The 8,878-nt window shown below is 71.9% G+C and carries 8 protein-coding genes and 1 pseudogene; 4 read left to right on the forward strand and 5 right to left on the reverse strand.

Annotation, left to right across the window (positions count from 1 at the left end; all coding sequences use genetic code 11):
- The first annotated feature begins 4 nt into the window (after positions 1-4).
- Positions 5-796: an SDR family oxidoreductase gene (locus tag F6X68_RS26795; protein ID WP_151456882.1), complete on the forward strand. Its 792-nt coding sequence runs from the start codon at positions 5-7 to the stop codon at positions 794-796.
- Between the two features lie 177 nt (positions 797-973).
- Entirely contained in the window at positions 974-1,675 is a 702-nt protein-coding gene (locus F6X68_RS26800) for a response regulator transcription factor (RefSeq protein WP_151456877.1), read from the forward strand.
- A 48-nt stretch (positions 1,676-1,723) separates the two neighbouring features.
- On the opposite strand, the gene F6X68_RS26805 is transcribed toward F6X68_RS26800, so the two are convergent.
- The gene (locus F6X68_RS26805; protein WP_225852445.1) at positions 1,724-2,971 is read right to left on the reverse strand and encodes a sensor histidine kinase; all 1,248 of its coding nucleotides are present in this window, start codon (positions 2,969-2,971) and stop codon (positions 1,724-1,726) included.
- Positions 2,972-3,176: 205 nt separating this feature from the next.
- Between F6X68_RS26805 and F6X68_RS26810 the strand changes: the two genes are divergently transcribed.
- The gene (locus F6X68_RS26810) at positions 3,177-3,602 is read left to right on the forward strand and encodes a hypothetical protein (RefSeq protein WP_151456878.1); all 426 of its coding nucleotides are present in this window, start codon (positions 3,177-3,179) and stop codon (positions 3,600-3,602) included.
- Between the two features lie 153 nt (positions 3,603-3,755).
- On the opposite strand, the gene F6X68_RS34400 is transcribed toward F6X68_RS26810, so the two are convergent.
- Positions 3,756-3,974: a DUF2855 family protein gene (locus tag F6X68_RS34400; RefSeq protein ID WP_225852446.1), complete on the reverse strand. Its 219-nt coding sequence runs from the start codon at positions 3,972-3,974 to the stop codon at positions 3,756-3,758.
- Positions 3,975-4,025: 51 nt separating this feature from the next.
- Here F6X68_RS34400 and F6X68_RS34405 point away from each other — a divergent pair.
- A pseudogene (locus tag F6X68_RS34405) lies at positions 4,026-4,313 on the forward strand (dehydrogenase); the annotation flags it as partial.
- Positions 4,314-4,372: 59 nt separating this feature from the next.
- Here F6X68_RS34405 and F6X68_RS26820 read toward each other — a convergent pair.
- From F6X68_RS26820 to F6X68_RS26830, 3 genes are all read right to left on the reverse strand, one after another.
- The gene (locus F6X68_RS26820) at positions 4,373-6,133 is read right to left on the reverse strand and encodes a substrate-binding and VWA domain-containing protein (protein WP_151456879.1); all 1,761 of its coding nucleotides are present in this window, start codon (positions 6,131-6,133) and stop codon (positions 4,373-4,375) included.
- Positions 6,134-6,659: 526 nt separating this feature from the next.
- Entirely contained in the window at positions 6,660-7,727 is a 1,068-nt protein-coding gene (locus tag F6X68_RS26825; RefSeq protein WP_151456880.1) for a DUF2855 family protein, read from the reverse strand.
- A gap of 148 nt (positions 7,728-7,875) precedes the next feature.
- Complete coding sequence (locus F6X68_RS26830) at positions 7,876-8,538, reverse strand: GNAT family N-acetyltransferase (protein ID WP_151456881.1); 663 nt, start codon at positions 8,536-8,538, stop codon at positions 7,876-7,878.
- Positions 8,539-8,878: the final 340 nt, after the last annotated feature.

Raw genomic sequence — 8,878 nt, forward strand, 5'->3', positions numbered from 1 at the left:
CGCGGTGAACCTGACCGACCGGGTGGTGGTGCTCACCGGCGGGGCCGGCGGGATCGGCTCGGCCCTGGCCCGTCGCTTCGCCGCCGAGGGTGCCGCCGCCGTGGTGGTGGCCGACCTCGACGCCGAGGCGGCCCGCGCGGTGGCCGAGGGCCTCGGCCCCGTCGCCCGCGCCGTCGGGCTGGACGTCACCGACGAGGAGCAGGTCCGCGCGCTGGTCGCCGACACCGAGCAGCGGTACGGGCGCATCGACCTGTTCTGCGCCAACGCGGGCGTCACCTCCGGCGGCGGGATGGAGGTCGACGACGCCGGCTGGGACCGCGCCTGGCGGGTCAACGTGCTCTCCCACGTCTACGCGGCCCGCGCGGTGCTGCCGGCGATGCTCGCCCGGGGCGGCGGCTACCTGCTGCACACCTGCTCGGCGGCGGGCGTGCTGACCTCGGTCGGCGACGCCCCGTACGCCACCACCAAGCACGCCGCCGTCGGCTTTGCCGAGTGGCTCTCCGTCACCTACCGCGACCAGGGCGTCCGGATCAGCGCGCTGTGCCCGCAGGGCGTGGACACGCCGATGCTCGCCGACGGGCTGGCCGCCGGTCACCTGGGCGCGCGGGTCGTGGCCGCCTCCGGCGCGGTGCTCACCGCCGACCAGGTCGCCGACGCGGCGGTCGCCGGCATCGCCGAGGAGCGCTTCCTGATCCTGCCGCACCCCGAGGTCGCCGACTACGCCCGCCGCAAGGCGGAGGACCCGGACGGCTGGCAGTCCGGCCTGCGCAAACTCGTCCGTCGGCTGAGGGCGTAGCCGCTGTCGTCGGGCGGAGGTCGACCGGCGACAGCGGAGGTCCGACCGGGCCGGTTCCCGGCGGCGCGTGTGACCGAAGCGCGCGGCGCGCGTGGGCGTGGGCTCGGGCCGCGCCCGCCCGCGATTCGGACCAAACCTGCCCGCTGCTGGCGTCGAACCGTAAGGACCAGGAGGCTCATGTCCCGCAGCAGTAGGTCGGTGGGGGTTCTCGTCGTCGACGACCAGGTGCTGATCCGCGCCGGTCTGGCCGCCCTGCTCCGGGCCGCCCCGGGGATGCGGGTGGTGGGCGAGGCCGCCGACGGCGCCGAGGCGGTGGCCGTGGCCGCCGCCACCCGGCCCCACGTGGTCCTGATGGACCTCCGGATGCCTGGCGTCGGCGGGATCGCAGCCACCCGTGAGATCATCGCCGCGGCCGGGGACGACCCGCCCCGCGTCCTCGTGCTGACCACGTTCGACACCGACGAGTACGTCTACGCCGCGCTGCGGGCCGGGGCCAGCGGTTTCCTGCTCAAGGACACGCCCCCGGAGCGGCTGCTGGCCGCCGTCGCCACCGTGGCGCGCGGGGACATGCTCTTCACACCCCGCGTGGTCCACCGACTCGTCGAGTCACTTGCCGCCTCCGCCGCGCCGCGGCCCGGTGCGCTGCCGGCGCTCGACGTCCTCACCGGACGGGAGCGGGAGGTGCTGCGGCTGGTCGGCACGGGCCTCGACAACTCGGAGATCGCCGGGCGCCTGGTGATCGCGGAGGCGACCGTCAAGACCCATCTGAACCGGACCATGGCCAAGCTCGACCTGGCCAGCCGGGCGCAGGCGGTGGTCCTGGCGTACGAGTCCGGTCTGGTCCGGCCAGGTGAGAGGGGGTTCACCAATCCGCCATAGATGCATGGGTGTCCTGGAGTTCCTGGACCGGACGTGACAGCAGGCAGGCTAGGCGGGCCGGGCCGGAGGCGACGGCCGCCGACCGGTGACCCCCGGCTCGTGCCTGCCGGGTGGGACGACTCCGACGGGCAGGCTGAGGGTGACGGTGAAGCCGCCGCCCGGGGCGGTGCCGGCGTGCAGGCTTCCGCCGTACAGTCGTGCCCGCTCGCGCATGCCGGCGAGACCGTGGCCGTGCGCCGGCCCGTCAGGAGCGCCGGGGCCGTCGTCGGCGACCCGGATGGTCAGCCGCTCCGGCTGGCCGTAGTCGAGCGTGACATTCGCCCGGGCCCCGCGCGCGTGCTTCAGGACGTTCGTCAACGACTCCTGCGCCACCCGGTACGCGCAGAGGTCCGTCCCCGGTGGCAGTGGGCGGGGCGAACCCACGACCACCACCGCGACCTGGACGCCGGCGGCCCTGATCCGCTCGACGAGTTCGTCGAGCCGACCCAGCCCCGGTGCGGGGTCGCAGCCGTCGCCCTCGCCTCGCGGGTCGGCGTCGGACACCCGGAGCAGGGCGAGCATCCGGCGCATCTCCTCCAGCGCTTCGTGGCTGCTGTCGGTGATGGTGTCCAGCGCCGCGCCCACCGTCGCCGGATCGGTGGCGAGGACGTACCGGGCCAGGCCGGCCTGCACCGAGATCACCGACATGTGGTGGGCGACCACGTCGTGCAGCTCGCGGGCGATACGTATCCGTTCCGCCAGGACCGCGCTGCGGGCCCGGGCCTCCCGCTCCCGGCGCAGTTCCTCCGCCAGGGCGAGCAGTCGCCGGTTGCGGTCGGCCAGCCGTCGGGCCCCGGCCCCGAACAGCCAGGCCACCAGGGTCGCCACCAGCGCCTGGGCGAGCGCCGTCCACAGCGTGTAGACCTCGACCACCATGCCGCTGTAGAAGGTCACCCCGGCCGTGGCCGCGGCCCCCGGCAGGGCGGTGCGGGTGGGACGCGTCGCGGCCACGGTGTACATCGCGAGCAGCGGCCCGAACAGGTTCAGGCTGGGCACGTAGCCGAGGGTGAGAAACCACGCCACCACGGTGCAGCAGGTCAGCAGGACGGTCATCGGGGCGCGGCGGCGTGCCGCGAGCGGGATGTTGGCCAGGCAGGTCAGGACCAGGGCCGTGCCGTCGAACTCGCGGAAGCCGGGCAGTTGGTAGTCGCGCCCCATCCAGGCGGTGACCGCCACGATGCCGGTGGCGACCGCCGCGTCGACGACCGTCGCGGGCACGTCGTGCAGTCGTTGCCGGAGCCGCTCGCGGTGTGGCACCGGTAGATCCTAAGTGGTCGGTGCGAGGTCGAGCGGTGGCGATGAGGGCCGGTGTCCCGCGGATGGTGCCGTACAACCGCTGCGGTAGTCAGCCGATCCGGATACCGCAGCGGTCGTGGTAGGGGATCAATCAGCGGGACGATGTGGACGGACGCCGTGCGAATTAACGTCTCAGGTGCAAGCCAACCACTAAAGGGAGTACGAATTGAAGAAGCGTCGTTTCGCCGCCGCCCTCTTGGGAATTTCCGCTCTGGTCGGTACGGTCGTGATTTCTCCGGCCCCGGCCCAGGCAGCCACCGAATGGTCGATGAGCAACACGAGCGCGGATGTCTCCGGCGCCTGGGTGCACGGTAGTTGGTGGTGGGGCGACAATGGCCGACTGTACGTCAAGGTGCAGGTCAAGGACACCGTGGCGAACGACCGCAACGCGAAGGCGCGGCTCGCGGCCTACTACCGGGACGGTGGAACGCGCTACGAGGAACTCGCCAACGACAACGGCACGAACTCGACGGTCACCAGGACCTACAACTTTGCCTCGAATGTCACGCGGGTCGAGATCAAAGAGTGCACCGACAATTCCCTGAGCGCCAACATCTGTGGAAGCTACAGCACGATCTTCTATCGTTCCTGAACGACCGGCGCAGGCGGCGGCACCCGCACGGATCCGGCGCGGCGACAGGTGGCGGGCCCGGCCACTGTCGCCGCGCCGTGGTGCGCCTGACCGCGCGGGCCAAACCCCGGTCCCGGCCGCAGCCGGGACCGGGGCGACGTCGTGGAACGCCGCTCACAACTGGACGATCTGACCCACACGTGGCGGCGTCCGGCCGGCGAGCGTCTCCGACCAGGCACGTCGCAGGGCGTCGTGGCCGGCGTCGACCCAGAGGTCGAGCCACCCGCTCACAACCCCGGTGAACCGCTGCCAGGCGTCGGTGAACCGCTGGTCGAGCCCGTCGCGGCCCCAGTCCTGGCGGCGTTTGCGCATCTGCACCGGGGCGAAGAACACCTCCTCAGCGGCGTCGGCGTTCGGAGTCTAAGTGGTGAGCCCGACCGCGATTTCCGCGACCAGGGCGTCCGGATCAGCGCGCTGTGCCCGCAGGGCGTGGACACGCCGATGCTCGCCGACGGGCTGGCCGCCGGTCACCTGGGCGCGCGGGTCGTGGCCGCCTCCGGCGCGGTGCTCACCGCCGACCAGGTCGCCGACGCGGCGGTCGCCGGCATCGCCGAGGAGCGCTTCCTGATCCTCCCGCACCCCGAGGTCGCCGACTACGCCCGCCGCAAGGCGGAGGACCCCGACGGCTGGCAGTCCGGCCTGCGCAAGCTCGTCCGCCGCCTGCGGTCCTGAAACCCGGCCGCGCGGATCCGCCTCGCCGCGCACCGCGTGCCGGGCCTGGTTGCGCGGCGCTAGAAGCTGCTGACGAGCTTGACGAAAGCGTCGTCGATCTTCGCCGGGTCGCGGGCGTCGAACGCCTTGCCCGCGGACGCCTTGGCGATCTGGTCCAACTTCCCGAAGTCGGACTTCTCGTCGAAGGCGATGCAGAAGATCTTGATCGGTCGTTCCGGATCCAACGCGACATCCTTCAGCAGCCGGCCGAGGTTGTTGTCCTTGGTGTACTCGTTCGTGCCGTCGGTCAGCACGACCACCGCGTTGATCCGGGACTGGTCGTAGTGATCGAGCATGTGCCGGTGTGCCGCCCGTACGGTGGCGTACAGCGCGGTGCCGCCCTCAACGTGGAGATTGTTGAGCTCCTTGGTGAGCGCCTTCTGGTTGAAGGGTGACAGCCGGACCTCCTCGCTGTACGGCGACTTCGGCCGCTGCGGGGTCTCGGACGAGAACGACCAGAGCGCGACCTTGTCCTCGGAGTTCAGCAGGCCGAAGCCCTTGGCGGCGGCCCTGGTCGCCACCTGGAACCTGGTCTGGTCACCGATCTTCGCGTTCATCGAACCGGACGTGTCGACGGCCACGAGGATGTTGGCCTTCTTCCGCAGCGTGCCCCAGCCGGTGAGGATCGCCTTGACCACGGCGGGATCCGGCGGGTCGAAGTAGGTGAGGTTCTCGGCCCTCCGCCCGCCGACGGCGGCGATCAACGGGCCGGCCGCGTTCCGCTCGTGGTCGCGGAACCCGTGCCGGCTGAAGCTCTGCTGCTGCGGCGGCTCCTGCAGGAACTTCAGGAAGTCGGCGGCGGCGTCACGCTGCTCCGGGCTGGCCGAGGGGAGCACCACGTACGGGTGGTCGAGGTTGAACGTGCCTTCCTTGGGATACAGCGCGACCAGCGGGACCCTCGGCTTCTTGCCCGGGGTCGGGCTCAGCTTCCCCTCGTTGTACTGGTAGACCAGCTCCTCCTGCGTCACCACCGCGCTCATGTCCGTCGGGGCCGCCGTGTCGGCGCTGGACAGGTCCGCCTCGGCGCGGTCCTTCAACAGGTCCACGATGTCGTCGCTGTAGTGGGACACGTTGGCCTCGATGCGGCGCACGAACTGGGTCACCGCCGGATTCGCGACGTCGCTCTTGGTCAGGTCGCTGGCCCGGTTGATGGCCGCGTAGTAGCTCGCGATCGTGGCCGCCAGCCCGGAGGTGGACAGGTTCGGGTTGACCTTGCCGAAGCTGAACCGCCCCCAGTCGGGGCGGCCGAAGGTGGCCCAGCCCGTGCGCCCGGACGAGCCGAGGACCTCACCCCAGCCGAGTGGGCCCTGTTGCTGGAGGTGCTTTCCCTTCGACTGGGGCATGGCGATCACCAGCGGGCTGTTCGCGATCGACGGGTACCGGCCGGGGGTCTGCGCCGGGCGTCCGGCGGCCTCGTCCAGCAACTTCAACTGCCCGGTCCACAGGCTCGACGTCGGCAACCACACCTGCGGCCGTGGCAGGTCGGGCTGCTCGGCCGCCCAGTCGCCGGCCAGCGCGTCCGTCGAGGCACCGGAGGCGAGGCCGTGCACGGTCACCACGGCGCACCGGTCGCCGACTCGCCGATCGCTCTTGTTGTAGCGTTCCGCCAGCTCGCCGAGCAGTACGTCCTTCTCGATCGACGCGCTGACCTCCAGCGGCGTGCACACGGCGTCCGCCGCCGGCCGGGCGATCAGGTAGGCCGCCGCGATGACCGCGGATCCGGCCACGATGGCCACGGCGTACGGCAGCCACGGCCGGGCAGTCGGTCGACCTGAAACCATCGGTTCCCTCCAGAGGTGCGGCAGTGGCGTCGGCGATGGCCTGCCGGGTTGACCGCTCCCCGGTAGCCGTGTCCGTCCCTACCCGGGTGGACGGCGCCCCGGCCGCCCACGCCCGGCCCCCCGATGAGCTGGCAGGGCCCCGCCGTGCGCGGATCACACGAACCCGGCGGCGTGCCCGGCATCGCTGCCCCTTCGGCCCAGCCATTGGGACTCCACCGGAACCTTGACGAGCCGCGCCGAGGCGACGGACGACAGAGGTATGGTGTCACGGCCCGCCAGCCCGAAAGCCACTCGCCTCCGGCGTGTCGTGCCGTCTCGGCGGTTCGACGGACGGCGATGTCGGGGACGGCACGGCCCGCAGGTCCGGCCTGTCGCGTCCCGCACCCTCCATTCAGGAGCGGTACGCGGCCCAGGGGCTGTGCCGCACCCGGGGCGGGAGCGGCGGCAGCGATGACGGTGGACCCCTCGCCCAGAAAAGCGGTGAGTGGCTTGTCTGCCCGCAGCCCGTCCGGGGCCGGGACACCGCTCACAACTGGACGATCTGACCCACACGCGGCGGCGTCCGGCCGGCGAGGACCTCCGACCAGGCGCGCTCCAGGGCGTCGGGCCCGGATCCGGTCCGGACGTCGAGCCATTCGCCCACGACCCCGGTGAACCGCTGCCAGGCGTCGGTGAACCGCTGGTCGAGCCCGTCGCGGCCCCAGTCCTGGCGGCGCTTGCGCATCTGCACCGGGGCGAAGAACACCTCTCCGGCGGCGTCGGCGTTCGGGATCTGGGTGGTGAGTCCGACCGCGACGTCGCGCACGAGCTGGTCGCCGAGGTGCTCCCGCAGCGCGGCCCGGGTGGCGGGCGCGCCGGACAGGTCGAGGTAGGCGGTCGGTACGGCGTCGAGGGCGTGGATGTCGTCGTAGGAGACGACGTCGTCATAGCACCCGAGCGACCGGGTGAACGCGAGGTTGCCGGGTGAGGTGAGCCCGACCAGGCGCCGGCCCCGGCCGTGCAGCTCGAAGGCGGCGGCGTACGCGGTCTTGCTCGATGCCGACGACAGCACCAGTGACTGCGCCCCGTAGAAGTCGTTGTCGACGACCTGGTCGGCCAGCATGAAGGAGGTGAAGAACAGCGGCCGGAACAGGACCAGCAGGTCCTCCTGGTCCTCCCGGTACGCCGGGTCGCCGGTGGTCGCCCGGTACACGTTGTACGGCGAGGGCAGGTCGGCCCGGTGCGCGCTCGCGTCGCGGAATCCGGAGGCGTCCACCCGGTCCGGCCGCACCACCAGGTGACCCGCCGGCGGGAGGTAGCCGTAGACCCGCTGCCCCGCCGCGACCCCCTCGACCGTGGACTCGACCACCTCGGCGAAGCCCCACAGCGGCGGGAGTCCCCACTGCGGGCCGAGCCCGCGGGGGCCGGGCGGGAAGAACTCCCAGTACCGCATCGAGTCGCCGAGCACCGCGTAGGTGACGTTGTTGGCGGTCAGGCCGACGCGGTCCACTCGCAACAGTGCCTCGCCGTCGGCGAGGGTGGGCGTCGTGCCTTCGACGAGGGTGGTCCGGCTCAGGTCGTCACGGGCAACGGCGAAGGTCCAGGAAGCAGGCATGATGCGACGCTAGGCAGCCCCGGAGGCCGAGACAAGTGCACTGCGAGTGCAAAATCCCACTCGCGGTCCGGGTGGACGTGGCAACCGGCCGTACGAAGGTGCCGCACCTGTGGCCGGTAGCGGGGATGCGTCGTGACCGCGCGGGCAATCAGGGCGCCGGAACCCATTCCTGCCAGACTCCGACGTCACGGAACCCGAGCCCCCGGTAGAGCCGCAATCCGGCCGGGGTGGACTGCAGGGTCGCGTACCTCTCGCCCCGGTACCGTGCGTCCAGCAGCGCTCGCGTCATGACGGCCCGGCCGAGGCCGCGCCGCTGGAACTCCTCACGGGTAGTGACGAACGAGATGTTCGCTACGGCACCGGTCGTCATCGTGATCGCCCAGGACTCCCACCGCTCGGTCGCATGGCCGTAGGTGTGCGGAAGGTCCGCGAGCATCGACCGGCCCACACCGCTGTGCTGCGCCACGTCACCCGGCGCCACCGCCACCACGGGCACAGCAGGTGGTCGATCCCAGCCGGCAAGCTCAAGCACCATCGGCACCGTGCACTCGTTGCGCCGATACCCCACTACTTCGAGGCCGTCGCCGGGCTGCCGCACCCACACCGCATGGTGACGCTCGCCGAACACCTTTCGGATCCGGTCGAGCCCCCTCGGCGAGCGCAACAGTGCGTTACACAGGGCCGGATGCGAATGCGACATGGTCACCGCGTCCTGATCGTCGACGACCTCGCCTTCCGGATCCACCGAGGCGAGCAGTCGCCATGAGGCGATCAGCGAGTTCTCGTGCAAGGTGAACAGACCGTCGAGCACGCCGAGACCGTACCAGCGGACATTGGTCCCGACATGACGGTCTGACAGGGCGCCCCATGGATGTGGTGGTGGCACCGGCGGCCACCGTTGTGCACGGAATCATGCGACGTAGAGGCGTCGCAGCCGCTGGCGCCGCAGGAGTGTCGTCGCGGGTGATCAGCGGGGCCCGGCGGACGGCGCCACGTCGCGGAGGGGGCCTAGCGGCGCCAGCGGAGGGGACCGGGGCGCACGGACCAGAGGAGCCGGCGCCACCAGGGGCGGGCGGCGCGCAGCGTGGCGACGTAGTCATGGGCCGTCGTGGTGGCCCGCGCGGCCTGCTCCGCAGTGGTCGTGCCCGGGG

The sequence above is a fragment of the Micromonospora sp. AMSO12t genome, assembly GCF_008806585.1.
In the GTDB taxonomy this organism is placed as follows: Bacteria; Actinomycetota; Actinomycetes; order Mycobacteriales; family Micromonosporaceae; genus Micromonospora; species Micromonospora reichwaldensis.

Bases quoted from the DNA above. Each gene is read 5' to 3' on its own strand.
- F6X68_RS26800 (WP_151456877.1), top strand. From the start codon at position 974: ATGTCCCGCAGCAGTAGGTCGGTGGGGGTTCTCGTCGTCGACGACCAG.
- F6X68_RS26820 (WP_151456879.1), bottom strand. From the start codon at position 6,133: ATGGTTTCAGGTCGACCGACTGCCCGGCCGTGGCTGCCGTACGCCGTG.
- F6X68_RS26825 (WP_151456880.1), bottom strand. From the start codon at position 7,727: ATGCCTGCTTCCTGGACCTTCGCCGTTGCCCGTGACGACCTGAGCCGG.